The 25,045-nt window shown below is 73.0% G+C and carries 23 protein-coding genes; 12 read left to right on the top strand and 11 right to left on the bottom strand.

The features are described from left to right. Positions 1 to 102: 102 nt before the first annotated feature. Positions 103 to 2,235, bottom strand: coding sequence for a transglycosylase domain-containing protein (locus AB0B02_RS22845; protein WP_281937389.1), 2,133 nt, complete (start codon positions 2,233 to 2,235; stop codon positions 103 to 105). 121 nt (positions 2,236 to 2,356) lie between these two features. On the opposite strand from AB0B02_RS22845, the gene cobC reads away from it, so the two are divergent. Genes cobC through cobA form a run of 3 tightly spaced genes read left to right on the top strand, consistent with a single transcriptional unit; the run spans position 2,357 to position 5,906 of the window. Then, positions 2,357 to 3,433 (top strand): Rv2231c family pyridoxal phosphate-dependent protein CobC, encoded by a 1,077-nt coding sequence (cobC, locus tag AB0B02_RS22840; protein WP_357303256.1) that lies wholly within the window; start codon positions 2,357 to 2,359, stop codon positions 3,431 to 3,433. Next, positions 3,433 to 4,617 (top strand): nicotinate-nucleotide--dimethylbenzimidazole phosphoribosyltransferase, encoded by a 1,185-nt coding sequence (locus tag AB0B02_RS22835; protein WP_281938556.1) that lies wholly within the window; start codon positions 3,433 to 3,435, stop codon positions 4,615 to 4,617. Before cobC ends, AB0B02_RS22835 begins: the two co-directional genes overlap by 1 nt. Further along, the gene (cobA, locus tag AB0B02_RS22830; protein ID WP_357303253.1) at positions 4,614 to 5,906 is read left to right on the top strand and encodes a uroporphyrinogen-III C-methyltransferase; all 1,293 of its coding nucleotides are present in this window, start codon (positions 4,614 to 4,616) and stop codon (positions 5,904 to 5,906) included. The genes AB0B02_RS22835 and cobA overlap by 4 nt, the downstream gene beginning before the upstream one ends. A gap of 184 nt (positions 5,907 to 6,090) precedes the next feature. Here cobA and otsB read toward each other — a convergent pair whose 3' ends face one another. The 4 genes from otsB to AB0B02_RS22810 all read right to left on the bottom strand — a co-directional run bounded on the left by otsB (position 6,091) and on the right by AB0B02_RS22810 (position 10,892). Next, the gene (gene otsB / locus AB0B02_RS22825; RefSeq protein ID WP_281937376.1) at positions 6,091 to 8,691 is read right to left on the bottom strand and encodes a trehalose-phosphatase; all 2,601 of its coding nucleotides are present in this window, start codon (positions 8,689 to 8,691) and stop codon (positions 6,091 to 6,093) included. After that, on the bottom strand, positions 8,688 to 10,088 hold the full coding sequence (locus AB0B02_RS22820; RefSeq protein ID WP_107155943.1) for a trehalose-6-phosphate synthase: 1,401 nt from the start codon (positions 10,086 to 10,088) through the stop codon (positions 8,688 to 8,690). The genes otsB and AB0B02_RS22820 overlap by 4 nt, the downstream gene beginning before the upstream one ends. A 140-nt stretch (positions 10,089 to 10,228) precedes the next feature. Further along, positions 10,229 to 10,615: a hypothetical protein gene (locus tag AB0B02_RS22815; protein WP_281937373.1), complete on the bottom strand. Its 387-nt coding sequence runs from the start codon at positions 10,613 to 10,615 to the stop codon at positions 10,229 to 10,231. Next, positions 10,608 to 10,892, bottom strand: coding sequence for a hypothetical protein (locus AB0B02_RS22810; RefSeq protein ID WP_281937371.1), 285 nt, complete (start codon positions 10,890 to 10,892; stop codon positions 10,608 to 10,610). Before AB0B02_RS22810 ends, AB0B02_RS22815 begins: the two co-directional genes overlap by 8 nt. Positions 10,893 to 11,105: 213 nt before the next feature. On the opposite strand from AB0B02_RS22810, the gene ettA reads away from it, so the two are divergent. The 4 genes from ettA (at position 11,106) to AB0B02_RS22790 (ending at position 14,605) form a co-directional block, all read left to right on the top strand. Further along, positions 11,106 to 12,782, top strand: coding sequence for an energy-dependent translational throttle protein EttA (gene ettA / locus AB0B02_RS22805; protein ID WP_281937369.1), 1,677 nt, complete (start codon positions 11,106 to 11,108; stop codon positions 12,780 to 12,782). Further along, positions 12,775 to 13,218 (top strand): thioesterase family protein, encoded by a 444-nt coding sequence (locus AB0B02_RS22800; RefSeq protein ID WP_107155939.1) that lies wholly within the window; start codon positions 12,775 to 12,777, stop codon positions 13,216 to 13,218. Before ettA ends, AB0B02_RS22800 begins: the two co-directional genes overlap by 8 nt. Continuing rightward, on the top strand, positions 13,215 to 13,889 hold the full coding sequence (locus tag AB0B02_RS22795) for a hypothetical protein (RefSeq protein ID WP_357303246.1): 675 nt from the start codon (positions 13,215 to 13,217) through the stop codon (positions 13,887 to 13,889). Before AB0B02_RS22800 ends, AB0B02_RS22795 begins: the two co-directional genes overlap by 4 nt. 131 nt (positions 13,890 to 14,020) lie before the next feature. After that, positions 14,021 to 14,605: a YbjN domain-containing protein gene (locus AB0B02_RS22790; protein WP_281937367.1), complete on the top strand. Its 585-nt coding sequence runs from the start codon at positions 14,021 to 14,023 to the stop codon at positions 14,603 to 14,605. 22 nt (positions 14,606 to 14,627) lie between these two features. On the opposite strand, the gene AB0B02_RS22785 is transcribed toward AB0B02_RS22790, so the two are convergent. The 3 genes from AB0B02_RS22785 to AB0B02_RS22775 form a co-directional block, all read right to left on the bottom strand. Continuing rightward, on the bottom strand, positions 14,628 to 15,014 hold the full coding sequence (locus tag AB0B02_RS22785) for a globin (protein WP_107155936.1): 387 nt from the start codon (positions 15,012 to 15,014) through the stop codon (positions 14,628 to 14,630). A gap of 82 nt (positions 15,015 to 15,096) precedes the next feature. Continuing rightward, entirely contained in the window at positions 15,097 to 16,464 is a 1,368-nt protein-coding gene (locus tag AB0B02_RS22780) for an MFS transporter (protein ID WP_357303243.1), read from the bottom strand. 232 nt (positions 16,465 to 16,696) lie between these two features. After that, a complete protein-coding gene (locus AB0B02_RS22775) occupies positions 16,697 to 17,725 on the bottom strand; it encodes a mechanosensitive ion channel family protein (protein ID WP_357303466.1) in 1,029 nt (342 codons plus the stop codon). Between the two features lie 345 nt (positions 17,726 to 18,070). Here AB0B02_RS22775 and AB0B02_RS22770 point away from each other — a divergent pair, with 345 nt between their 5' ends. Together AB0B02_RS22770 and AB0B02_RS22765 are read left to right on the top strand one after the other, a co-directional pair. Next, complete coding sequence (locus AB0B02_RS22770; RefSeq protein ID WP_281937365.1) at positions 18,071 to 18,445, top strand: peptidase inhibitor family I36 protein; 375 nt, start codon at positions 18,071 to 18,073, stop codon at positions 18,443 to 18,445. A 478-nt stretch (positions 18,446 to 18,923) separates the two neighbouring features. Then, on the top strand, positions 18,924 to 19,463 hold the full coding sequence (locus AB0B02_RS22765) for an HNH endonuclease (RefSeq protein ID WP_107156075.1): 540 nt from the start codon (positions 18,924 to 18,926) through the stop codon (positions 19,461 to 19,463). Between the two features lie 12 nt (positions 19,464 to 19,475). On the opposite strand, the gene AB0B02_RS22760 is transcribed toward AB0B02_RS22765, so the two are convergent. From AB0B02_RS22760 to AB0B02_RS22750, 3 genes are all read right to left on the bottom strand, one after another. Next, on the bottom strand, positions 19,476 to 20,240 hold the full coding sequence (locus AB0B02_RS22760; RefSeq protein WP_281938553.1) for a class F sortase: 765 nt from the start codon (positions 20,238 to 20,240) through the stop codon (positions 19,476 to 19,478). Between the two features lie 87 nt (positions 20,241 to 20,327). Continuing rightward, positions 20,328 to 20,837, bottom strand: a complete 510-nt coding sequence (locus AB0B02_RS22755; RefSeq protein WP_357303237.1) for a hypothetical protein — start codon at positions 20,835 to 20,837, stop codon at positions 20,328 to 20,330. Positions 20,838 to 20,948: 111 nt separating this feature from the next. After that, the gene (locus tag AB0B02_RS22750) at positions 20,949 to 21,395 is read right to left on the bottom strand and encodes an Lrp/AsnC family transcriptional regulator (RefSeq protein ID WP_281937360.1); all 447 of its coding nucleotides are present in this window, start codon (positions 21,393 to 21,395) and stop codon (positions 20,949 to 20,951) included. 141 nt (positions 21,396 to 21,536) lie between these two features. Between AB0B02_RS22750 and AB0B02_RS22745 the strand changes: the two genes are divergently transcribed. The 3 genes from AB0B02_RS22745 to AB0B02_RS22735 are packed head-to-tail and all read left to right on the top strand — an operon-like array spanning position 21,537 to position 25,041. Next, on the top strand, positions 21,537 to 22,421 hold the full coding sequence (locus tag AB0B02_RS22745; protein WP_281937358.1) for a tryptophan 2,3-dioxygenase family protein: 885 nt from the start codon (positions 21,537 to 21,539) through the stop codon (positions 22,419 to 22,421). A 14-nt stretch (positions 22,422 to 22,435) separates the two neighbouring features. After that, on the top strand, positions 22,436 to 23,713 hold the full coding sequence (kynU, locus tag AB0B02_RS22740; RefSeq protein ID WP_357303233.1) for a kynureninase: 1,278 nt from the start codon (positions 22,436 to 22,438) through the stop codon (positions 23,711 to 23,713). Beyond that, entirely contained in the window at positions 23,710 to 25,041 is a 1,332-nt protein-coding gene (locus AB0B02_RS22735) for an NAD(P)/FAD-dependent oxidoreductase (RefSeq protein ID WP_281937353.1), read from the top strand. Before kynU ends, AB0B02_RS22735 begins: the two co-directional genes overlap by 4 nt. Positions 25,042 to 25,045 lie beyond the last annotated feature (4 nt).

Raw genomic sequence — 25,045 nt, 5'->3', positions numbered from 1 at the left:
CCGATGTCGATCAAGGAGTTCGCGTCGGGGATCGGGCGATCCCGGGGCGCAAACTCCTTGATCGACTAACCCGGGCGCACCCCCGGGCGGTCGGTGGGGCGGTCAGCCGACGATCTGGTCGGAGGGCGGGGTGAACTGGCGCGTCGGTTGGCCCTTCAGGGCGTCGCGCAGCGTCTCGGCGACCGCGTTCACCGGGATCTGGGACTGCCCGTCACCCACCGCGTTGAACGGGTTGTCCGGATCGGCGATGAAGCTCGCCGCGGCCAGCTCCGGGGTGTAGCCGACGAACCACGCCGACCGGGTGCTGTCCGTGGTGCCCGTCTTGCCGGCGACCGGCCGACCGACCGTCTTCCGTACGCTGTCCGCCGTCGACCAGCCGCCGCAGCTCCCCTTGGCCGGGGTGTCGCCGGTCGGGCAGCGGGCCGCGTCGGTGGCGGCCCGGGCCGCGTCCGCGTTGACCACCTGGCGGCACCGGGGCTTGGCCACCTCCCGCCGCACCCCGCCCGGCGTGGACCAGGTGGCCGGCGTGCCGTCCCGATTCATGATCGCGTTGACCGGGATCGCCTCGCAGTAGCGTCCGTCGGCGGCGACGGCCGCGTACGCGTTCGCCATCTCCAGCGGGGTGGCGTCGGAGACGCCGAGCGTGAACGCGCCCCACTTCCTCGCCTTGACCGGTGACGCCTGCTCCTTGTCCACGTCGGTACGCCAGCGCAGCCCGAGCTGTTCGGCCAGGCGCACCCCGGCGTCCGCGCCGACCTTCTCCTCCAACTGCACGAAGTAGGTGTTCACCGACTTGCCGAAGCCGGACCACATGGTCTGCCGGCCGGTCATCGCGCCGCTGGCGTTGGACGGCGCCCAGCCGTCGTAGATCGCCGACTGGTACCGGTAGGGCGAGTCGTACGCGGTGGACAGCGGCATCCCGGCGTTGAGCGCGGCGAGCATCGGGAACATCTTGAACGTGGAGCCGGCCTGGTAGCCGGGGAGCGTCCCGCCGCCGAGCAGCGGCGCCACCGTGTTCGGGTAGTTCGCCTTGACCTTCGGGCCGGCCTCCGGGTTCGAGCTGTTCGGGTTCTCGGCCAGGTCGAGCGAGTAGTTCCGGTTCACCGCCATCGCCTTGATCCGCCCGGTGCCGGGCTCGGCGACCACGATGCCGTTGGCGAACGGGCTGCCGGTGTTGTCCTTGGCGCCGACGTTCTTCTCGGCCGCCGCCTGCGTCTTCGGGTCGAGCGCGAGCACGATCCGGTAGCCGCCCCGACGCAGCTTGTCCATCCGTTCGAGGCGGTTCTCGCCGAACGCGGGCTGGGCGCTCCACCAGTTCTTCAGGTAGTCGCAGTAGAAGCCCCAGGCACGGTGCGCGCCGTCGATCGCGGCGCAGTCGTTCGGCGGGTCGGTCAGCTTCAGCTTGATCGGCTGGGCCTTGGCCGTGGCGGCGGCGTCCGGTGACAGGTAGCCGAGGCGGGCCATGTTGTCCAGCACGTAGTTGCGTCGGCCGGTGGCGTCCTTCTGGTCGGAGGTGATCGGGTCGTACTCGGAGGGGGACTTCACCAGCCCCGCGAGCGTGGCCGCCTCGACCGGGGTGAGCGTGGCCGGCGTCTTGGAGAAGAAGATCTGCGAGGCGGCGTAGATGCCGTACGCCCGGTGGCCGAAGTAGGCCGAGTTGAGGTAGCGCTCGAGGATCTGCTCCTTGCTCAGGTGCTTCTCGATGTCGAGCGCCATGCGCATCTCCTTGACCTTGCGCAGGCTGGTCTGCTGGGTGGCCTCCTGGACCTCCTTCGGCGTGCTCGCGCTGTCCCGCAGCGCCATCCGGACGTACTGCATCGTGAGCGTCGAGGCGCCCTGGGAGACGCCGCCGGAGCGGGCGTTGGAGACGAAGGCGCGCGCCACGCCCTTCGGGTCGACGCCGTGGTGCTGGTAGAAGCGGTTGTCCTCGGCGGCGACGATCGCCTGCTGGATGTTCGGCGACATGTTCTCGATCTTGGTGTACTGCCGGTACTCCTCGTAGAACATGGTCAGCACGGTCTTGCCGTCGGGCGCGTAGAGGTACGAGGTCTCGGCCGGCAGCGCGGTCTTGAGGATGTTCGTCTTCTGCTCCACGGCGTGCGCGGTGGCCTTCGCGCCGATGCCGGTGACGGCGGCCATCGGGTACAACGCGGCGGCGACGACGATGCCGGCGATCAGCCCGGCACGGAGAAGGGGCACGGCACGACCGGCGGACGCAAGGGGTCGGTTGCTCACGGGGTCAAGCTATGACATTTCCGATTCGGAAATGAGAAGAATTCATAAACGGGCGAGCCGTGACGCGACCCACGCCGGGATGCGCTGTCCCGGGACGCGGCTTCCCGGCAGGATCGCGGTCATGCCCGCACCTCCGCCCGCCGCCGCGCCCGTCGAACCCGACCTGGCACACCACGGGGACGCCGAGGCCACGCCCGGCCTGGTGGACCTGGCGGTCAACGTGCGCCGCGCCCCGATGCCCGACTGGCTGGCCGACCCGGTCACCGCCGCGCTGGGCGAGCTGGCCGCGTACCCGGACCCGGCCCCCGCCCGCGCCGCCGTCGGTCACCGGCACGGGCGACCCCCGGACGAGGTACTCCTCACCGCCGGCGCCGCCGAAGGCTTCGTGCTGATCGCCCGCGCGCTGCGCGACACCCGCCACCCGGTGGTGGTGCACCCGCAGTTCACCGAGCCGGAGGCCTCGCTGCGCGCCGCCGGTCACCGGGTGGACCGGGTGCTGCTCGACCCGGCCGACGGCTTCCGGCTCGACCCGGCCCGGGTGCCGGCCGACGCCGACCTGGTCATGGTCGGCAACCCCACCAACCCGACCTCGGTGCTGCACCCGGCGGACACGATCGCCGCGCTGGCCCGCCCCGGCCGGGTGCTGGTGGTCGACGAGGCGTTCGCCGACACCACCGTCTCGCCCGGCGTCGACGGCGAGCCGGAATCCCTCGCCGCCCGCCGCGACCTGCCGGGCCTCGTGGTGGTCCGCAGCCTCACCAAGACCTGGGGGCTGGCCGGGCTGCGGATCGGCTACCTGCTCGGCGCCGCCGACCTGCTGGCCCGGTTCGCCGCCGCCCAGCCGCTCTGGGCCGTCTCCACGCCGGCGCTCGCCGCCGCCACCGCCTGCGCCGGGCCGGTCGCGGTCGCGGCCGAGCGCGCGATCGCCGCCGGGCTCGCCGCCGACCGCGAGCACCTGGTGGGCCGCCTGTCCGGCCTGCCCGGGGTACGCGTGGCGGGGCGCCCGGCCAGCGCCTTCGTCCTGATCCACACCCCCGGCGCCGCCGCGCTGCGGGAGCGGCTGCGCGAGCACGGCTGGGCGGTACGCCGGGGCGACACGTTCCCCGGGCTCGGCCCGGACTGGCTCCGGATCGCGGTACGCGACCGGGCCACCACCGACGCGTTCATCGAGACACTGGCACGGATCCTGGAGGCATGATGCTGGAGTCCACCGTCGCGGCGATCCGCCCGCTCGACGAGTCGGCCATGGCGGCGGCGCGCGAGCTGCAGGGCCGGCTGACCAAGCCCGCCGGCTCGCTCGGCGCCCTGGAGCCGCTCTCGGTACGCCTCACCGGGCTGGCCGGGACCTGTCCGCCGCCGCTGCCCGATCCGGCCGCGGTGGTGATCTTCGCGGGCGACCACGGGGTGCACGCCCAGGGGGTGACCCCGTGGCCGCAGGAGGTCACCGCCCAGATGATCGGCAACTTCCTGGCCGGCGGCGCGGTGGTCAACGCGTTCGCCCGGCAGGCCGGCGCCTCGGTCACCGTGGTCGACGTCGGTGTCGCCACCCCGCTCCCGATCGGCCCGTCCGCCGACCCGGCCGCGCTCGCCGCCGCCTCGGACGATCCGCTCGTCGACCCGGCCGCCTCGGACGGCCCGCCCACCGCCCCGGCGGTGCTCTCCGCCAGCCTGGTCGCGACGCCCGCCGACCCGGCCGGGCCGCGTCTGGTGGCGGCGAACGTGCGGGCCGGCACCCGGGACATGACGGTCACCGCGGCGCTCACCCGGGACGAGGCCCGGGCAGCGGTGGAGACCGGCATCCGGATCGCCGGCGAGCTGGTCGACGCCGGCGCCGGCATCCTGCTCACCGGCGACATGGGCATCGGCAACACCACGCCGGCCGCCGCGCTGGTCGCCGCGTTCACCGGCGTCGACGCGGCGGCGGCGACCGGTCGGGGCACCGGCGTGGACGACGAGACGTACGCCCGCAAGGTCGGCGTGGTGCGGGCCGCGCTGGAGCGGCACGCCCCCGATCCGGCCGACCCGCTGGGCGTCCTCGCGACGGTCGGCGGGCTGGAGCACGCCGCGCTGGCCGGGCTGATCCTCGGCGCCGCCGCGCGTCGGGTGCCGGTGCTCCTGGACGGCGTGATCGCGGTCAGCGCCGCGCTGGCCGCCGCCGCGTTCGCGCCGGACGCGGTGGGCGCCATGGTCGCCGGACACCGCAGCGCCGAGCCGGGCGCCACGGTGGCGCTGCGGCACCTCGGGCTGGAACCGCTTGTCGACCTGGGGCTGCGGCTCGGCGAGGGCACCGGCGCGCTGCTCGCGTTGCCGGTCGTCACCGGCGCGGTCCGGGTGCTGCACGAGGTGGCCACGTTCGACTCGGCCGGGGTGGCCGAGAAGTGAGCGGGCCGGCCCCGGAGGCGTCGCCCAGCCCGTACCCCCTCGGGTTGCGGTTGGCCGGTCGGCGCGTGGTCGTGGTGGGTGGGGGAGCGGTGGCCACCCGGCGGGTGCCCGCGCTGCTCGACGCCGGCGCGGACGTCCTGCTGGTCTCGCCGGAGCTGACGCCGGCGCTGCGTGCCCACGCCGACGCCGGGCGGCTGCGCTGGGAGCCGCGTCGCTTCGCCGTCGGTGACCTGGACGGTGCCTGGCTGGCGCACGTCGCGGTGGACGACCGGGCCGCCGCCGCGGCGGTGAGCGCCGCCGCGGCCGAGCGGCGGATCTTCTGCGTCCGGGCCGACGACCGGGTCGCGGCCAGCGCGTGGACGCCCGCGGTGACCCGGCACGGCCCGGTGACGGTGGCCGTGCTCGGCGGTGGCGACCCGCACCGCGCGAGGGCGGTCCGTGACGCCGTCCGCACCCTCCTGAGCGCAAGGAGGGGCCCCCTGTTAACGGATTCGGTAGAGGAGAGGGACCCGCTTGACGCCCGCACCGCCAGCACCGCCGACGCCTCCGGTGCCGGCCGCGGTGGACGCGTGGCTCTGGTCGGGGCCGGGCCCGGCGATCCGGAGCTGATCACGGTGAAGGGCTGGCGGCTGCTCACCGAGGCCGAGGTGGTGGTCACCGACCGGCTCGTCCCCGGGCTGCTCCTGGACGAGTTGCGGCCGGACGTCGAGCTGGTCGACGCGTCGAAGATCCCGTACGGGCCGTCGCGCGCCCAGGAGGAGATCAACCGGATCCTGGTGGACCGCGCCCGGGCCGGCAAGGTGGTGGTCCGGCTCAAGGGCGGCGACCCGTACGTCTTCGGGCGCGGTGGCGAGGAGTTGCTTGCCTGCGCCGAGGCGGGGGTGCCGGTGACCGTGGTACCGGGGGTGACCAGCGCGATCGCGGTGCCCGGGGTGGCCGGGGTGCCGGTGACCCACCGGGCGGTGGCGCACGAGTTCACCGTGGTGTCCGGGCACGTCGCGCCGGACTCGCCGGCATCGCTGGTGAGCTGGGAGTCGCTGGCCGGTCTGCGGGGCACGCTGGTGGTCCTGATGGGCCTGAAGAACCTGGCGGCGATCGCGGCGACGCTGATCGCGCACGGCAGACCGCCGACCACCCCGGCGGCGGTGATCCAGGAGGGCACCACCGCCACCCAGCGCACTCTCCGCTCGACCCTCGGCGCGGTGGCCGCCGACGTCACCGCCGCCGGCCTCCGCCCACCCGCCATCGTGGTCATCGGCGACGTCGTCAACGCCCTGACGACCCCCTGACCCCCTGACCCCCTGCCCGCGCGCCGCCCCCCGTGACGTCGATCTTGCACTTGGTGCCCCCGAGATGCCCTGATTGGCCCGTTTGGTCGGGGCGGTAAGTGCAAGATCGGCGCGGGTGGGTGGGGTGGGCGATGTGGGGCGGCCCGGGACCGTGGGGTCCCGGGCCGCGTCAGAGGTGGTCGGGTTACTGCTTGAGCATGTTGTCCAGGAGCAGGGCGCAGCGGATCAGGCCGAGGTGGCTGTACGCCTGGGGGTGGTTGCCCAGGCCCCGCTCGGCCAGCGGGTCGTACTGCTCGGGGAGCAGGCCGGTGGGGCCGGCCGTGTCGATCATCTGGGTGAACAGCTCCTCGGCGTCGGTGCGGCGGCCGGTGCGCAGGTACGCCTCGATCAGCCACGCCGTGCAGATGTGGAAGCCGCCCTCCCGGCCGGGCAGGCCGTCGTCCCAGTGGTAGCGGTAGACCACCGGGCCGCTGCGCAGGTCCGCCTCGATCTTGAGCACGGTGGAGAGGAACCGCGGGTCGTCACCGGGGAGCAGCCCGGACAGGCCGATCCAGAGCGACGAGGCGTCCATCTCGTCGTGCCCGTACGCGACGCTGTACGCCTCGGCCTCCGGATGCCAGCCCTCGTCCAGCACGTTGGCCCCGATCCGGTCGCGCAGGTCGACCCACTCCGGCCGGTCCTGGCCGCCGTGCTGCCGCACCACGTGCAGCGCCCGGTCGACGGTCATCCAGAGCATGACCTTGGAGAACACGTGGTGCCGGGGTGGGAGGCGGGCCTCCCAGATGCCGTGGTCGGGCTCGTGCCAGCGGCGGCGTACCGCCTCGACCATGTTCTCCAGCACCCGCCACTCGTCCTCGCGGACCGAGCCCCGGGCGTCGGCCACCGCGGCGATCAGATCCGCCACCGGGCCGAACACGTCGAGCTGGAGCTGGTGGTTGGCCAGGTTGCCCACCCGCACCGGCCGGGAGCCGGCGTAGCCGGGCAGCGTGTCGATGACCGCCTCGGCGCCCAACTCGTAGCCGTCGACGGTGTAGAGCGGGTGCAGCCGCTCCGGGTGCCCGCCGGTGCGCTCCACCACGCCGTCGATCCAGCGCAGCAGCCCCTCGGCCTCCTCGGTGGAGCCGAGGTCGACGAGTGACCGCGCGGTCATCGCCGCGTCCCGCAGCCAGCAGTAGCGGTAGTCCCAGTTGCGGACGCCGCCCAGCTCCTCGGGGAGCGAGGTGGTCGCCGCGGCGAGGATCGAACCGGTCGGCTCGTGGGTGAGGCCGCGCAGGGTCAGCGCGCTGCGGGCGACCAGGTCCCGGGCGGTGGTGGGCAGCCGCAGCGAGGCCACCCAGTCCTTCCAGGGCTGCTCGGCGGCGGCCTGCCGCTCGTGCACCGGCACCCGGTGCGGCTCCAGGCTCTGCGTGCCGAAGCGCAGCTCCAGCACCACCTGCCCGCCGGCGGCGGAGAGGTCCACCACCGCCTTCGCGGTCTCGTACCCGGCGTCGTTGGTGACCTCCCACTCGACGCCGGGGGAGTGCAGCGCGACCGGCTCGTTGGAGCCGAGCACCAACAGCCCGTCGTCGAGCGGCTGGAGTTGCACCGCCACCTGCCCGAACTCGGGGCGCGGGGCGAACTCGACGCGGGCCCGTCCGGTGCCGCTGAGCACCCGGACCAGGGTCGAGTCGCCGCTGACCACGGCCGGGTCGTCAGGTGTGGTCTCCCGGACCGGCAGGTCCAGCCAGTCGGTGACGGTCAGGCCGGACCAGCGGGTCTCCACCGTCATGGTGTTGCTGCGGTAGCGCTGGCCCAGCGGGATGCCGCCGCGCTCCGGGCCGATGGTGAAGTGCCCGGCCGGGCTGCCACCCACCAGGTCGGCGAAGATCGCCGCCGAGTCCGGCTTCGGGTGGCACAGCCAGGTGATCTTGGCTTCCGGTGTGACGAGCGCGACCGTACGCCCGTTGGCGAGCATCGAGTGCCGCTCGATCGGCACCGCCCGCTCCCCGAAGAGCCAGTGCCGCCGGGTCTCCAGCAGCAGGCCGAGCGCGCGGGCCGCCTCGATCGGCTCGGCCACCCGGTAGTCGGCCTGGGTGTCGCCGGGGCCGATCTTGATGCCGACGTCCGGCCCGTGCAGGTTGCCGAACGCGTTCTCGTCGGTGACGTCGTCGCCGATGAAGAGCACCGCACCGGCCGCGAGCTGGGTCCGGAGCTGGTCGACCGCGGTGCCCTTGTGGGTGGCCACCACCGACAGCTCGATGACCTCCTTGCCCTGGGTGACGGTGACACCGTCCCAGGTGGCGGGGCCGCCGCGGACCGCGTCCACGGCGGCGGCGGCGACCTGCGGGTCGACCCCTCGCGTGTGCACGGCGACGCTGGCCGGCTTGCGTTCCAGCCGGACGCCCGGGTGGGCCGCGGCGATCTCGCGCAGTTCCTGGCGGAGCCGGTGCCGGACCGCGATCAGCTCCGGGCTGAGCCGCTCGACGAAGCCGATGTCGAACTCGGAGCCGTGGCTGCCGACCAGGTGCACCTCACTCGGCAGCCGGGAGAGGGTGGCCAGGTCGCGCAGCGCGCGCCCGGAGACCACCGCGACGCTGGTCTGCGGCAGCGAGGCCAGCGCGCGGATCGCGGCCACCGACTCGGGCAGCGGTACGGCCCTGGTCGGATCCTCGACGATCGGCGCCAGTGTGCCGTCGTAGTCGCAGGCGATCAGGAGTTGGGGAGTCCGGGCGATGCGGCCGATGGCGGCACGCAGTTCCGGGTCGAGCACGCCACCGGAGGAGGTGGCGGCAGCGGGCGGGGTCACGCAGCCTCCGTATCGGGGACACCGAGCTCGCTGAGGAACGACTTGGCCCAGTGGCCGACATCGTGGCTGCGCAGATGGCGCTGCATGACGCGCATCCGGCGGCGGGCTTCGGGTTTTTCGACGTGCACGGCCCGGAGCAACGCGTCCTTCACCGCGTCCGGGTCGTGCGGATTACACAGGAACGCCTGGCGCAGCTCGGTGGCGGCGCCGGCGAACTCACTGAGCACGAGCGCGCCGCCCTGGTCGGCGCGCGATGCGACGTACTCCTTGGCCACCAGATTCATTCCGTCTCGCAGCGGGGTCACCATCATCACGTCGGCGGCGACGTACATCGCCGCCAACTCGGAGCGACTGTACGACTGATGCAGATAATGAACAGCCGGCACGCCGACCCGGCCGAATTCACCATTGATCCGGCCAACCTCGCGTTCCACCTTCACCCGAAGTGCCTGGTAGTGCTCCACGCGCTCGCGGCTGGGCGTGGCGACCTGCACCATAACCGCGTCCGGAACTGTCAACTTTCCGTCAGCAAGGAGTTCTCGGAAGGCCTTGAGTCGAAGCTCGATGCCCTTGGTGTAGTCGAGCCGGTCGACGCCCAGGATGATCGTCTTGGGGTTGCCCAGCTCCTCGCGGATCTGCTTGGCCCGGGCCTGGATCGTCGGGTCCTCGGCCAGCCGTTCCATCTCCCTGGTCTCGATCGAGATGGGGAACGCGCCGGCCTTCACCTGCCGGCCGTCGACCTGGATCATCTGCCCCTCGTAGCGCAGGCCGAGCAGGTGCCGGGCCAGCCGGACGAAGTTCTGCGCCGCCAGCCGCTGCTGGAAACCGACCAGGTCGGCGCCGAGCAGGCCGCGCAGGATCTCCGCGCGGAACGGCATCTGCATGAACAGCTCGATCGGCGGGAACGGGATGTGCAGGAAGAACCCGATCTTCAGGTCGGGGCGCAGCTCGCGCAGCATCGCCGGGACGAGCTGGAGCTGGTAGTCCTGGACCCAGACCGTGGCGCCCTCGGCCGCCACGTCCGCCGCGGCCTCCGCGAACCGGGCGTTCACCAACCGGTACGCCTCGCGCCAGCGCCGCTTGTAGGCGGGCGTCTCGACGGCGTCGTGGTAGAGCGGCCAGATCGTCGCGTTGGACTGGCCCTCGTAGTAGCGCTCCAGTTCCTCGGCGCTCAGCGGCACCGGGTGCAGCCGGATGCCCTCCAGGTCGAACGGCTCGGGCGCGGCGCCGGTGCCGCCGGCCCACCCGACCCAGGTGCCCTGGTGCTCGGCGAGCACCGGGTGCAGCGCGGTGACCAGGCCGCCGGGGCTGCGCCGCCACTGCCGTCCCTCGGGTGTGCTCACCTCGTCGACCGGCAGTCGGTTGGCCACTACGACAAAGGAGCTACGGACGGTCACGATCGGCCACCTCCGGGTACTGACGGGTCCACCGCGATGAGCGTACTGAGCGTAGCTGCGGCGTCTGATCCCCCGTGCCGGAGTCCACTACCCGCCCCCGGAACCGCCGAACCCTGCCCGTGATCTTGTCGACACCCGGCTCAGAGGTCGATGACCGGCCATTCCTTCGGCAGCACCTCGCCGAGCAGCTCCCGCCGGTCCGTCATGATCGGTGTGGTGGCCCGAGCGGCCTCCAGCGCCGTCTGGGCCAGGTCCATGCTGCCCAGCGTGCGCGACCAGCCGCCGAGGAACATGCACATGTCGTGGGCGACCGGGGCGACCACCACTTGGTCGAGGTCGCCCAGAATGTCCAGCAGGCGCCACCCGTCGGTGGTCACCCGGCGGTACGCCTCGGCCAGGCAGAGCGCGGGCACGAGCACGGACTGCCCTCGGTCCGCCACCTGGACGATCTGCTCGCCGACCGTCTCGGCGCCCTCGGAATAGGCCAGCAGGCACGCGGTGTCGAGCACCAGCCCGGGGTCAGCCACCGACGGTCAACCGGCCACGGGACGACTCGCTCAGCAGCGCCGCCGCCCGGGCGCGCAGTTCCGGCGTGATCGCTGCCTGGGCCTCGTCGAGCGTGCGTCCCGCCTCGGCCAGCCGGTCCTCGGCGAGTCGGAAGCCGACCTGTCGCAGGGCCCGACGGGTGCGTTCCCCGGCCATCCGCTGCCGCACGCTCTCCGTGACAAAGGCGGAGACGTTGGGTTCCTCCGCCAGTCGAGCCGCGACGTCGTCCGGGACGCTGATCGCGATCTTCTTGGTCATACCGGTAAGGCTATCCAGTGGTATCGAGGGGTGCAATGCGCCACGCCGTACCAGGGCTGGGGTGGGGTGATGTGGGCGCGGCCGCCCGTACCTGTCAGGATTGACGGCGGCGTGCGCACGGCCGGCTCCCGGCCGGCGGCGGCGGGCGGAGTCGAAGCCCGCGCCCCGCACCCCGCAAGCCCGCGATCGCAACCGACGGAGGTAGCCCGCACCGTGGCTCACTACATCTACGTCCTGGAGAAGGCACGCAAGGCGCACGGCGACAAGGTCGTGCTGGACAACGTGACGTTGAGCTTCCTGCCGGGTGCCAAGATCGGTGTGGTCGGCCCGAACGGCGCCGGCAAGTCCAGCCTGCTCAAGATCATGGCAGGGCTGGACCGGCCGAGCAACGGCGAGGCCCGGCTCATGCCCGGCTTCACCGTCGGCATGCTGGCGCAGGAGCCGCCGCTGAACGACGCCAAGACCGTCCTGGGCAACGTCGAGGAGGCGGTCGCCGAGACCAAGTCGAAGCTGGAGCGGTTCAACAAGATCGCCGAGCAGATGGCGACCGACTACTCCGACGAGCTGATGGAGGAGATGGGCAAGCTCCAGGAGGAGCTGGACAACGCCGACGCGTGGGACATCGACTCCAAGCTCGAACTGGCCATGGACGCGCTGCGCTGCCCGCCGCCGGACGCCGACGTGACCCAGCTCTCCGGTGGTGAGCGCCGCCGGGTGGCGCTGTGCAAGCTGCTGCTGGAGGCGCCCGACCTGCTGCTGCTCGACGAGCCCACCAACCACCTGGACGCGGAGAGCGTGCAGTGGCTGGAGCAGCACCTGGCCAAGTACGCCGGCACCGTCCTGGCCATCACCCACGACCGGTACTTCCTCGACAACGTGGCCGGCTGGATCCTGGAGCTGGACCGCGGCCGGGCCATCGGCTACGAGGGCAACTACTCCACCTACCTGGAGAAGAAGGCCGCCCGGCTCTCCGTCGAGGGTCGTCGCGACGCCAAGATGCGCAAGCGCCTCACCGAGGAGCTGGACTGGGTCCGGTCGAACGCCAAGGCGCGGCAGACCAAGTCCAAGGCCCGCCTCGACCGGTACGACGAGATGGCCGCCGAGGCGGAGAAGACCCGCAAGCTGGACTTCGAGGAGATCCAGATCCCGCCGGGCCCGCGCCTGGGCAGCACCGTCATCGAGGCGCACAACCTGACCAAGGGCTTCGGCGACCGGGTGCTGATCGACAACCTGTCGTTCTCGCTGCCGCGCAACGGCATCGTCGGCATCATCGGCCCGAACGGCGTCGGCAAGACCACGCTGTTCAAGACCATCGTCGGGCTGGAGCAGCCGACCGGCGGCGAGGTCAAGGTCGGACCGACCGTCTCGCTGTCGTACGTCGACCAGAACCGGCAGGGCCTCGACGGGGACAAGACCGTCTGGGAGGTCGTCTCCGACGGGCTGGACCACCTCATGGTGGGCAAGGTCGAGATGCCGTCCCGGGCGTACATTGCCGCGTTCGGCTTCAAGGGGCCGGACCAGCAGAAGCCCACCAAGGTGCTCTCCGGCGGCGAGCGCAACCGGCTCAACCTGGCGCTGACGCTGAAGATCGGCGGCAACGTCATCCTGCTCGACGAGCCGACCAACGACCTGGACGTGGAGACGCTCTCCAGCCTGGAGAACGCGCTGCTGGAGTTCCCCGGCTGCGCCGTGGTCATCTCCCACGACCGGATGTTCCTGGACCGGGTCGCCACGCACATCCTGGCCTGGGAGGGCGACGACGCGAACCCGGCCAGGTGGTTCTGGTTCGAGGGCAACTTCGAGGCGTACGAGAAGAACAAGATCGACCGGCTGGGCGCCGACGCGGCCCGGCCGCACCGGGTGACCTACCGCAAGCTCACCCGTGACTGACCGGTTCGTCTACCACTGCGCGCTGCGCTGGTCCGACCTGGACGCGTACGGCCACGTCAACAACGCCCGCTTCCTCACGCTCTACGAGGAGGCCCGGGTGGCGATGATGTTCGCCGGCGGCCGGGCGTGGGGCGTCGACTCGTTCGCCGACGGGGTGGTCATCCGCCGGCACGAGGTCGACTACCTGCGCCCGGTCGACTACGCGCTCGGCCGGGCCAGCGCGGAGGCGGCGCCGACGGTGCGGATCGAGCTGTGGGTCGACGAGATCCGGGCCGCCTCCTTCTCGGTCGCGTACGAGCTGTACGACGGTGACACGCTGGCCGGCACCGCCCGGTCGGTGCTGGTCCCGTTCGACCTGTCCACCCAGCGCCCGCGCCGGATCTCCGCCGACGAGCGGGTGTTCCTGCTCCGCCACGCCCCCGGGCTGACCGGATGACCGGGACGACGGGCGGGCACGGGTTGACCGGGGTGGCCGACGCCGGCGCGTTCCTCGCCCGGCTGGTCCGGCTCGACCCGGCCGTCCTGGTCCGGCTCCGTCCGGTGCCCGGCGCCGGCCGTACCGCCCTCTGGGCCCGCCTGCCGTGGGGGGTGCTCGTGGTGCGTACGGTGCCCGGGGACGCGCCCGGCGACGTCACGGTCGCCGCCGCGGACCTGTTGGCCGAACTCTCCGCCGGTGGCGCGGCGCTGCCGCGGCGACGCGACGACGGTTGGCGCTGGCCGCTGCCGCCACCGGTCAGCCGCCCGGTCGAGCTGCTCCCCGGCGCGGAGCTGCGCCGGATCGCGGACGCGGCGGCCGGGACGCTGCGCGAGGCGGCCACCCACGGGGTGGCGGGCCGGGCGGTCGGCCAGCGGGTGCTGCGGGACGCGCTGCTGGACCACGTCGCGGTGGTGGTGACCCCGGACGGCGAGCCCGGCGCGCCGGTGGAGGTGTCGCAGCGGCTGGTGCAGGGCGTGGTGCGGCTCGGCTTCCTCGGCACCGGCGCCGGCGACGTTCAGGTGCGGGTTGCCGGCCACTGGGTCGGGCTGGTCGGCCCGTACGGGGCGGCATGGTCGCGGACGGTCGCCGACCTTGCACTCACGCCTACCCGGGTTCATCCGAACGGATGACCCGGCATCATTCTTCCGGGCTGGGGCGGCCGGTGGGGGGATGCCTCCTGCCGGCTGTCCGGGTACCGTCCATCCTCGGATCCAACGCACCGTAGGCGGCTGGATCCGCTGGGGAGTGAGGTGCGCGAGCGATGCCGTGGTGGTCATGGCGCCCCGGTCCCGCCGGTGGCGGCGATCCGGAAACCCGAAGCGGGACCACAGTGGACGACAGCGTCCGGGTCGGGCCACCGACCCCACGCCGGCCGGACGACGACGCGGCGGCGCCCGAGCGGCCGGTCATCGCGGACATGCCGGCCACGGTCGCCCCGGTCACGCTGAGCCGGGTCTGTGACGCGCTCGACCTGCTCGACGTGCGTTACCTGGCCGACGGTGACGGCAACCTGCTGGCCATGTGGGAGCGGCACGCCGTGCTGGTCGCGCTGGAGGGGCCGGAGGACGAGATCCTCGTCATGCGGGCCCGTCCACACGCGACCGTGCCGCCGGACTGGGCCGACCGGGCCTACCGGGTGGTGAACGAGTGGAACCACACCCGACGGTTCTGTAAGGCGTACATCGGCGACCCGACCGAGCGTGGCCAGCTCCCGATCTACGCCGAGCTCCAGGTGCCGCTCGGCGCCGGCACCCACGACGCGCTGCTGGTCGAGATGCTCGACTGCGGCGCGGCGGTGGCCACCACGTTCGTCGACTGGCTGCACGACGAGGGCGCCCTGCTCTGAGCCCGCGCCGCCGGGGCGCCGGTCAGCCGGCGGCCGGGTCGTCCGCCACGTTCACCATGAAGTACGCGGCCCGCTCCAGGTAGTCCCAGAGCGCGACGGCGAGCTGCGGCGGCAGGTCCAGCGTGTCCACCGCGTGCCGCATGTGGCGCAGCCAGGCGTCGCGTTCGGCGGCGCCGATCCGGAACGGGGCGTGCCGCATCCGCAACCGTGGGTGCCCGCGCTGGTCCGAGTAGGTGCGCGGGCCGCCCCAGTACTGGATCAGGAACAGGGTCAGCCGGTCCGCCGCCGGGCCCAGGTCCTCCTCCGGGTACATCGGCCGCAGCAGCGGGTCGTCGGCGACGCCGGCGTAGAACTCGTCGACCAGCTTGCGGAAGGCGGGTTCACCGCCGATCGCCTCGAACAGCGTCATCGACTCGCCTGGGGAAGTCACGCTCCCATCCTGCCAGGCGCGCCCCGGTGGCCGCGCCCGCCCGCCCGCCGGGCGGCGGAGGTCACGTCACCGCGTGCCGGTGCCGGGCGGGCTCCCGCCCCCGGTCGCCCCCGGCCGGCTCCCGGGCCGCCGGAGGGCCGCTCCCGGCGGCCGACTCGGCGCGGGCGGCGTCGACGGCGGCCCCGATCGTCGCCGGGCGGGGCCAGGTGACCGCCGCGACGATCATGAGCAGCACCCCGGCCGCGCTCCACAGCCCGACCACCGTCGGGATGGTGAACCGCTCGGCGAGCGCGCCGGTGGCCAGCACCGAGACGCCCTGGAGGATCTGCGTGCCGCTGGCCATCACGCCGAACGCCCGGGCCCGGTAGCCGTCCGGCAGCGCCTGCACGAAGAGGCCGTTGGCGACCGGGACGATGCCGCCGACCGCGAAGCCGCACGCGGCGGCCAGCAGCGCCACCACGACCGGCGGCGGATCGAGGAGCGAGGGTACGAGCACCGCCGGCGCGAGGACCGCCAGCGGCGGCATCAGGGCCAGCCGGCGGGCCGGCGTGGCGAGCCGGCCGATCAGCAGCCCGCCGATGACGTAGCCGATCGGGTTGGCGGCCATGATGACCGCCTGGGCGGTGCCGGTGTCCATGCCGCCGTCGGTGCGTTCGGCGGCCCAACCGGCGGCCAGCCCCTCCGGCACGATCGAGAAGAGCATGGCACTGAACACCAGCACCGCGATGGCGCGCAGCACCGGCCGTTCGAAGACGATGCGGAAGCCCTGCGCGGTCTCCCGCAGCAGGTGACTGCGGTGCGCCTCGGTCATCGACGGGGCGCGGTCGCGCAGGCCGAACCGGACCAGCGCGGCCGACAGCGCGAACGTGCCCGCGTTGAGCAGCAGCGCGGTGCTCGGATCCAGCACCGCGATGGTCGCCCCGGCGAGGTAGCCGACGACCTGGGCGGCCTGCGCCGCGCTGGTCGAGGCGGCGAGGCCCACCACCAACCGGTCGCCGGTGAGGACGTGCGGCAGCAGCGCCGAGCGCGCCGCCTGGCTCGGCGGGTTGGCCAGCGTCGCCAGGAAGATCAGGCCGAGGATCGACCAGGCCGGCATGAACGGCATGGCGACCAGCACCATCAGCGCCATCCGGATCAAGTCGCAGAGCACCATGACCCGGCGGTAGCGGTGCCGTTCGGCGAGCGCCGAGAGCAGCGGGCCGCCGATCAGCCAGGGCAGGTAGCTGGCCGCGAAGGCGGCGGCGGAGAGCGCGACCGACTGGGTCTCGCGCAGCACGAGCACGGTGACCGCGGCCTTGGCGAGGTAGTCGCCGACCCAGGACAGGACGTTGGCGGCGAACAGCGCGCGGAACTCCGACTGGCCGAACACGTCACGGAAGGTGGCCGGACTCTCCTCGGCGGGTCGCTGGTCGGACACCGTCGCCTCCATCGTTCCGAGCCGGCCACTTGTGATGGCCCGACCGGGAACCGTCGTCAGATCAACCGATCGGCGAGGACACGACACACTCCCCGGGGGAGCGTGTTCACCGGATTCTGCCCGATCGTCTGACAACTGACTAGGGCGAACGGATTGATCGTCGCATCTCCGACTGAACGAACGGACGATACCCGAGGGGCCGCGCGAGGCGCGACCCCCGGAAATCGGTCGTCCACGCCGGCCCTCAGGCGGCCCCGCCGGTGCCTGTTCCCTCCGGCCGGAGGGGCGCCGGCGGCTGCGGCGGCAGCCCGGGATAGAGCCGGGCGGCGGCGATCCGGGCGGTGATCCCGGAGTTCTCCAGCGCCTCCGCGAGGCGGCGGCGCAGCTCACGGCCGACCGCGAACTGTCCGTCGGCGGTGGTCTTGACCACGGTCCGGATCACCGCGCCGTCGACGGTCATCTGTTCCACGCCGAGCACCTCCGGCTGCTCCACGACCTGTGGAGCCAGCTCCGGGTCCAGCGCCACCGACGCCGCCGCGGTCCGCAGCACGGCGGTGGCCTCCTCGGTGCCGGCGAAGCCGATCGGCAGGTCCACCACGACCAGCGCCCAGCCCTGGCTCTTGTTGCCGACCCGGATGATCTCCCCGTTGCGGATGTACCAGAGCACGCCCCGGCCGTCGCGGACCGTGGTGACCCGCAGGCCCACCGCCTCCACCACGCCCGTCGCCTCGCCGAGGTCGACCGTGTCACCCACCCCGTACTGGTCCTCGATCAGCATGAACAGGCCGGCGATCAGGTCCTTGACCAGGCTCTGCGCGCCGAAGCCGAGCGCCACGCCGGCGATGCCGGCGCTGGCCAGCAGCGGCGCCAGGTCGAAGCTGAACTCCTTGAGCACCATCAGCAGCGCGATGCCGAAGACGAACGCGGTGACCATGCTGCGCAGCACCGACCCGATCGCCTCGGCGCGCTGCCGCCGGCGTTCCGGCACGAACTGCTCCGGGTCGAGGGCGGCGCTGGGGATCCGCTCGCGCAGCGGACGGAGCATCGTCGGCACCGAGCCCTGCGTGGTGGTGCGCACCAGCCGGTTGATGGTGCGGTGCATCGCCCAGCGGGCGGCGACGGCCAGCAGCAGGATCAGCGCGATCCGCAGCGGCTTCAGCAGGATCCAGTAGCTGCTCTCGGCGAACCAGGCGGAGTTGGTGGCCCGGTACACCCACTCGCAGGAACTGCTGCCCTTGCAGTCCGGGCGCCGGTCGGAGACGGCGGACAGCACGGCGGTGATCAGGTCGGAGACATTCACGGGAAATTCGTACCGCACCGGCGGCGCCGGGACCGCACGGGCCCGCCCCGGCGGCGGCGGGCCGGGCGGCGATCATCCCGGGCGGAACCGGTCATCTTGGTACGCCGGTGTCGTTCCCCGGGAGCGCGTCGACGATTGGTGCGGCAATCCTGATTGGCCGGTGTCGACCTGCTCTTACCCGCATTTACCTGTAGATCACTGGTATTACGGGTCTATTCCCGGCGGGGGAAAGTGTGTTCCGGGAAGTGTGCTGCCGAAACGTGATTCTCATGGATGTGAATGTTTGACGAGTGCGATGGGAAGACCTAGTCTCACGCCATGAACAAGATGAAGCGGATCGTATTCGGTTGGGCCGCAGTTCCGGTCCTGCTGACTCCCCTCGCTGTCGCCACCCCGGCGCAGGCGGCGTTCAGCGATTGCCCGTCGGGGAAGTTCTGTCTGTTCTCCGCACCTCGCGGGGCGGGCGTGCTCGCCACGTACAGCACCGGAGACGTGAACCTCGGCGACGACATCGGCCCGCAGGGCATGAACAACAACACCGAGAGCATGTGGAATCGCACCTCCGACACGTGGTGTGTCTGGGACGGGACGGGCTACCAAGGGGGCTTGGTGGCGCTCATGCCGGCGGGGCAGAAGATTGACGTGATGAGCACGAATACCGAGAACAGGATCAGCTCGCTGAAGCGCTGCTGAAAACCGCCTCCGGCGGAGTGGTCGCTTATTGCGCGGAATGCGTCGCCCAAGCCACGTCGGTGAGCCTTCTCGGACCGGGTGGTCCCGGCGGGAAGTGGTGCCGGCGCGGGATCCGGTGGGACCGGCGTCCGCGCCCGCGCGTCATGGCGGGGCTCGGCGGGACGGCGGCGCCGCCGCCCGGCCGGGCCGCCGCCGTGGCCGGCTCGCGGGCCCGCCTCCGGTGCGCCCGCGCGGGGAGGTGGGCGTCGAGCTTCGACAACTGTCGATGGTTTCTCGACTGCCCCGATGGCGGTCCACCTCGATTCGAGATGATCAATAAACCACTTCCGGGATTAGTGCGTGCAATCCGGGGCGCGATCAGGGACTATTGGCCCAACGGACGTCGGTGATCCGGCCGGCGCCGGGGCCGTTCCGCGCAGTGCGCGGGGCGGTCTCGGCGTGGTGGCGGCGGGAGGGCTGGACCGGGAGGGTGAGCGCGATGCCTGACATACGACCCACGGCGGGCTCCGGTGCACTCGTTCTCAATGCCACCTACGAGCCCCTGTGCGTCGTGTCGGTGCGTCGGGCCGCCATCCTCGTCCTCTCCGCCAAGGCGGTCTGCGTGGCCGACGGCGAGGGCATCCTGCACAGCGCGCGCAACGCGCTCCCGGTGCCCTCCGTGGTGCGGCTGACCCGCTACGTCCGGGTGCCCTACCGCACCCAGGTGGGCCTCTCCCGCCGGGGGATCTTCGCCCGGGACGGGTGGCGGTGCGCCTACTGTCGCGGGCCGGCGGAGACCATCGACCACGTCTTCCCGCGCAGCCGGGGCGGCCGGCACGCCTGGGAGAACGTGGTGGCGGCCTGCGCGCGCTGCAACCACACCAAGGGCGACAAGACGCCCGCCGAGTTGGGCTGGCGGCTGCACCACCTGCCGGCGGCGCCGAAGGGCAGCGCCTGGCGGGTGCTGGGGCACCGCGCCCCCGACCCGCGCTGGGCCGACTGGCTCGACCTGCGCGAGCCGGAGCCCGAGGCGGCCTGACCGGCCGGCCGCTCAGCGCGCCTGCACCAGCGACGCGTAGACGACCAGGTTGTCGGCGTACCCGGTCTCGCCGCCCACCCAGCGCCCACCGCAGGTGATCAGTCGCAGGTTGGGGCGGCTGAAGTCGCCGTAGACCTCCTGCACCGGCAGCTTCTCCTTGCCGTACCGCTCGATCGAGGTCACCTCGAAGACCGCCACCGACCGGTCCTGGCGGGTCACCTCGATCCGGTCGCCGTCGTCGAGTTCCCGCAGCCCGTGGAAGACGGCCGGGCCGGTGGTGGTGTCGACGTGACCGACGAGCACCGCCGGGCCGTACTGGCCGGGGGTCGGGCCCTGGTCGTACCAGCCGACCTCGCCGGCCCGGCTGACGTCCGGCACCGCGATGCTGCCGTCCGGCGCGATGCCCACCCGGTGCACCGGGGCCCGCAGGTTCAGCTTGCCGATGGTCAGGTCGGTCGGCGGGCTGGCCGGCAGCACCGGGAACTTCTTCGGCGGTGGCCGCAGGCCGGCGACGATCCGGTCCGGCAGCACGCTCGCGCCGGTCACCCGCTCCACGCCGAGCATCGCCACGATCAGCGCCATCAGGCCGGCCACCACCAGCACCGGGATGCCGGGGCCGGGCGTCGGGGCGTACCGGCGGGTGGTGGGCGTGGTGGTGCGGGCCGCGACCGGGCGGACGTGCGGGTCGGCGGTGGTGACGCTGGCCGAGAACGCGTGCCCGGCGGCGTGGGCGATCCGGCGCGCGGCCCGGGACGTCACGCGGAGCGCGGCCCGCAGCCGCCCGGTCCGGTCCGGCGGGTCGGCGACGGGGCGGGTCCGGCCGCGGCGGGCGCGGCGCGTTGAGCGGGCCATGGCCGCGTCCCGTCAGACGCGGCCACCGGGCTTGCGGCGGGCGCTCACGCCGGCCACCACGGCCACCGCGGCCAGGCCACCGACCAGCAGCAGCGAGCCGGCGCCCCGACCGCCCGCGGTGCCCCCGCCCCCGGTCGCCGGCCCCTTGCTCGGCTGCGACATGTTCAGCACGGTGAGCATGGTCGAGGCGGTGTTGCCGTTGGCGCAGTCCAGGTTCACCGGGTAGTCGCCGGGCGCCTTGTTGCCGGGCACGGTGACCGAGCCGGTGAGGAAGCCGTTGTTCGACCGCAGCGTCACCCGGCCGAACGCGTCCGAGGTGACCTGGGCCTGGCGGTTGTTGTTGGCGTCGCAGCCGGCCCGGAGGTTCACCCGCGAGCCCGCCTGGACGCTGTTCGGCGTCACCTCGATGAAGACACTCTCCCCGGCCCGGGCCGGTACGGCCGTGGTGAGGACGAACGCCGCGACCAGGCCGAGCAGGCCCAGTACCGCTGACAGCGCGCGATGTGACAGGAGCCCTGGCATGATTCCCCCCTCCCGGTGCGACGGCGCACCGGAATCCTGCTGACGGGCAGCAGGGGCTGCCTTCCCGGCCGGCCGGGGAGTTAACCGGGGGCCGTTCCGCTACCGGAGGCGTTAACCGGGGGCCCCGCCTTTCACCACGGGGTGCCAGGAGAGGGGGGTGGAGAGGACCATGGTGCTGGAAGGCTGGCCGTAGGGGGCCAGGCGGTCTATGACGGCCTCGAAGTCGCCCATCGAGGCGGCGGCGACCTTGAGCATGCTGCACGCGTCGCCGGTGATCCGGTGGATCTCCATGATCTCCGGCCACCGCGTCACCGTCGGGTCGTTGAGGATGCAGCGCGCGCCGTAACAGGACATCCGGATCAGCGCCAGCACGGTCCGCCCGGCCCGGGCCAGGTCCACGTGGGCGTGGTAGCCGGTGATCACCCCGGACTCCTCCAGCCGCCGGACCCGCTCGGCGACGGCCGGCGGGGACAGGTGCACCCGGCGGGACAGCTCGCTGAACGAGAGCCGGGCGTCGGCCTGGAGCTCCCGGAGCAGCGCCCAGTCCATGTCGTCCACGCGGCGGCCTTTCTTCCGTGAAGTCGGAGAGCCGAGATGCTTTCGGCTCGTGAGGTCAGACCACCATACCGCCGTTGAACCGGCATTCCCTCGGCGCGCGTACCGGCGAGATCATGGCGATTACCCCGCGCACGGACGGAGATGACGGTGGAACAGACGACGGCGGTGCGCCCGGCCACCCCGCAGCAGCGGGCGGCCCGAGCGGCGCGCAACGGAGGCGAGCCGACGCTGGAGTTCGCCGAGCGCGTGCCGTACGACGCGTACGTGCACGCCAGCACGCTGCACCAGCTCCAGCAGCCGCTCAGCGACGACCCGGGCGAGATGTCCTTCCTGATGGTCAGCCAGATCATGGAGCTGTACTTCAAGCTGACCTGCCACGAGCTGCGGCACGCCCAGCGTGAGCTGCGGGCCAACCGGATCTGGGAGGCGCTGCCGCCGCTGCGCCGCGCCGCGCTGCACCTGGAGGGGCTCAACGCCGCCTGGCAGGGGCTGCGCTGGATGACGCCGGCCGACTTCAACCGGTTCCGGGACCGACTGGGCGAGGGGTCGGGCTTCCAGTCCGCGATGTACCGGCAACTGGAGTTCCTGCTCGGCCTGCGGGACCCGGCGCTGATCCGCCCGTTCCGCCGGCAGACCGACGTGCACGCCGAGCTGACCGCCGCGCTGGCCACGCCGAGCCTCTGGGACGACGTGGTGGCGCTGCTCGCCCGCCGTGGCTTCCCGCTGCCGGCCGAGCTGCTGGAGCGGGACGTCGCGGTCGAGCACGAGTCGCACCCGGCGGTCGAGGCGGCCTGGGTGCGCGTCTACGGCGACGGTGGTCCGGACAACCACCTGCGCCTGCTCGGCGACGCGCTCACCGAGGTGGCCGAGCAGTTCGGCGACTGGCGGTGGAACCACGTCAAGGCGGTGCAGCGCACCATGGGCGCGAAGGTCGGCAGCGGCGGTTCGGCCGGCCTGGCATGGTTGCAGCGCAGCATGGCCCGGGTGGTCTTCCCGGAGCTGTGGTCGGCCCGTACCGCGATGTGACCGGAGAACACACGATGATCACCCCCGAGAGCGAAGCCCACCGGCTCGACGCCGCCGACGCCGGCCACCGGCACCTGTTCCACGTGCCGCCGGCCGAGGGCGGGCGGTACCCCGACGTGGCGTACCTGGCCGGCAACTCGCTGGGCCTGCAACCCCGGGCCACCCGCGACGAACTCGTCGCCGACCTGGACGCCTGGCGTCGGCTGGGCGTGGAGGGGCACCTGGAGGCGGAGCGGCCCTGGCTGTCGTACCACGAGTTGTTGACCGCGCCGGCCGCGCGACTGGTCGGCGCGCTGCCCACGGAGACCGTGGTGATGAACTCGCTCACGGTGGACCTGCACCTGCTGATGGTGAGCTTCTACCGGCCCGCCGGGGAACGCACGAGGATCGTCATCGAGGACAGCGCGTTCCCGTCGGACAGCTACGCGGTGCGCAGCCAGGCCCGGTTCCACGGCCTGGACCCGGACGCCACGGTGGTGCGGCTGAAGCCGCGCCCGGGTGAGAACACCCTGCGCACGTCCGACGTCACCGACTTCCTGGCGGCCGAGGGGCACACGGTGGCGTTGCTGCTGCTCGGCGGCGTCAACTACCTCACCGGCGAGCTGATGGACATCCCGGCGATCACCGCCGCCGGGCGGGCCGCCGGCGTGGTCGTCGGCTGGGATCTGGCGCACGCGGCCGGCAACGTGCCGCTGGCCCTGCACGACTGGGACGTCGACTTCGCCGCCTGGTGCTCCTACAAGTATCTGAACTCCGGTCCGGGCGCGCTGGCCGGCGTCTTCGTCCACGAACGCCACCTCGGCGACGCGTCGCTGCCCCGGTTCGAGGGGTGGTGGAGCACCGAGGCGGCCACCCGGTTCGAGATGACGCCGGTGTCCCGGCCGCCGGCCACCGTGGAGGCGTGGCAGATCTCCAACCCGCCGATCCTCGCGATGGGCCCGGTACGCACCTCGCTGGCGCTGTTCGACGCCGTCGGCATGCCCGCGTTGCGGGAGCGCAGCCTGCGACTCACCGGCTGGCTGGAACGGCTGCTCGACGAGGTGACGCCCGGCCGGCCGCTGACCGTCATCACACCGCGCGACCCGGCCCGCCGGGGTTGCCAGCTCTCGGTGCGGATTTCCTCGGGTAACGCGGGCGAGCTGACCAAGCGGCTAAGGCACGAGCACGGCGTGATCGCCGACGCCCGGGAGCCGGACGTGGTCCGGTTCGCGCCGGTGCCGCTCTACTCGACGTACCACGACTGCTGGCGGGTCGCCGACGCGCTGGCCGCGACCGTGGAGGCCGCCTCATGAGCACGGAACGCGACGAGATCGCGGTGGTCGGCGCCGGGCTGGCCGGCTGCCTGCTGGCGTGTTTCCTGGCCCGGCGCGGCTACCCGGTGGCGCTCTACGAGCGGCGGGGGGACCCGCGCACCGGCACCGTCGAGCGCGGGCGCTCGATCAACCTGGCGCTCTCCGAGCGCGGCCTGGACGCGTTGCGCCGGATCGGCCTGGACGGGCAGGTGATGGCGGACGCGCTGCCGATGCGCGGCCGGATGATCCACCCGGTCGAGGGTGAGCCGCAGTTCCAGTCGTACAGCGTCTCCGGCGACCGGGCGATCAACTCGATCAGCCGGGGCGCGCTGAACAACGCGCTGCTCGACGCCGCCGCCGCGCTGCCGGGCGTGCGGGTCGCGTTCGACCACCGGCTGGTCGGCCTCGACCCGGTCGGCGGCGAGATGACGTTCGAGACCCCCGAGGGCAAGGTCACCGCCACCGCGTCGGTCGTCCTCGGCGCGGACGGCGCCGGCTCCGCGGTGCGCGGGCAACTGCTGGCGTACGGGGGGCTGACCGAGAGCCTGGACTTCCTCGACTACGGCTACAAGGAGCTGACCATCCCGCCGATCGGCGGGGAGTTCGCCCTGGACCCGGGCGCGCTGCACATCTGGCCGCGCGGCACCTCGATGATGATCGCGCTGCCGAACCCGGACCGCTCCTTCACCTGCACGCTGTTCTGGCCCACCCACGGCAGGAGCAGCTTCGCGTCGCTGAGCAGCCCGGCCGCGATCGAGCGGTTCTTCGCCGACCACTACCCGGACCTGGTGCCGCTCGCGCCGAACCTGGTCGACGACTACCAGCACAACCCGGTCGGCGTGCTCGGCACGGTGCGCTGCACGCCGTGGCAGGTGGCCGGCCGGGTCGGCCTGCTCGGCGACGCCGCGCACGCCATCGTGCCGTTCTACGGCCAGGGCGCGAACTGCGCGTTCGAGGACGTGGTCGAGTTGGACCGTTGCCTCGACGAGTGCGACGACGAGTGGGCCGCCGCGCTGCCGCTGTTCCAGCACCGCCGCCAGGACGACGCGGAGGCGATCGCCCGGATGGCGCTGGCCAACTTCGTGGAGATGCGGGACAAGGTCGCCTCGCCGGTGTTCCGGGCCCGCAAGTCGGTCGAGCACGCGCTGGAACGGGCGCTCCCCGGCCGCTACGTCTCCCAGTACGAGCTGGTCTCGTTCTCCACCACCCCGTACGCGCAGGTGCGCCGCCGGGTCCGCCGGCAGTACGCCGCCGTCGGCGCGGTCGCGGCCGGCGCGGTGGCGCTGCTGGCCGCCGGTGTCGGCGCGGCGTTGGGGAGGCGGCGATGACGCG

Source organism: Micromonospora sp. NPDC049240, from assembly GCF_040647835.1.
Lineage (GTDB): Bacteria > Actinomycetota > Actinomycetes > Mycobacteriales > Micromonosporaceae > Micromonospora.
Note: the sequence above shows the minus strand (reverse complement) of the source record. Positions and strands in the feature narration are given on the sequence as shown.

Excerpts from the sequence above, each read along its gene's own strand:
- cobC (WP_357303256.1), top strand. The coding sequence starts at position 2,357 with ATGCCCGCACCTCCGCCCGCCGCCGCGCCCGTCGAACCCGACCTGGCA.
- AB0B02_RS22835 (WP_281938556.1), top strand. The coding sequence starts at position 3,433 with ATGCTGGAGTCCACCGTCGCGGCGATCCGCCCGCTCGACGAGTCGGCC.
- AB0B02_RS22810 (WP_281937371.1), bottom strand. The coding sequence starts at position 10,892 with ATGACCAAGAAGATCGCGATCAGCGTCCCGGACGACGTCGCGGCTCGA.
- AB0B02_RS22795 (WP_357303246.1), top strand. The coding sequence starts at position 13,215 with ATGACCGGGACGACGGGCGGGCACGGGTTGACCGGGGTGGCCGACGCC.
- AB0B02_RS22790 (WP_281937367.1), top strand. The coding sequence starts at position 14,021 with ATGCCGTGGTGGTCATGGCGCCCCGGTCCCGCCGGTGGCGGCGATCCG.
- AB0B02_RS22785 (WP_107155936.1), bottom strand. The coding sequence starts at position 15,014 with ATGACGCTGTTCGAGGCGATCGGCGGTGAACCCGCCTTCCGCAAGCTG.
- AB0B02_RS22780 (WP_357303243.1), bottom strand. The coding sequence starts at position 16,464 with ATGGAGGCGACGGTGTCCGACCAGCGACCCGCCGAGGAGAGTCCGGCC.
- AB0B02_RS22770 (WP_281937365.1), top strand. The coding sequence starts at position 18,071 with ATGAACAAGATGAAGCGGATCGTATTCGGTTGGGCCGCAGTTCCGGTC.
- AB0B02_RS22765 (WP_107156075.1), top strand. The coding sequence starts at position 18,924 with ATGCCTGACATACGACCCACGGCGGGCTCCGGTGCACTCGTTCTCAAT.
- AB0B02_RS22755 (WP_357303237.1), bottom strand. The coding sequence starts at position 20,837 with ATGCCAGGGCTCCTGTCACATCGCGCGCTGTCAGCGGTACTGGGCCTG.
- AB0B02_RS22745 (WP_281937358.1), top strand. The coding sequence starts at position 21,537 with ATGACGGTGGAACAGACGACGGCGGTGCGCCCGGCCACCCCGCAGCAG.
- kynU (WP_357303233.1), top strand. The coding sequence starts at position 22,436 with ATGATCACCCCCGAGAGCGAAGCCCACCGGCTCGACGCCGCCGACGCC.
- AB0B02_RS22735 (WP_281937353.1), top strand. The coding sequence starts at position 23,710 with ATGAGCACGGAACGCGACGAGATCGCGGTGGTCGGCGCCGGGCTGGCC.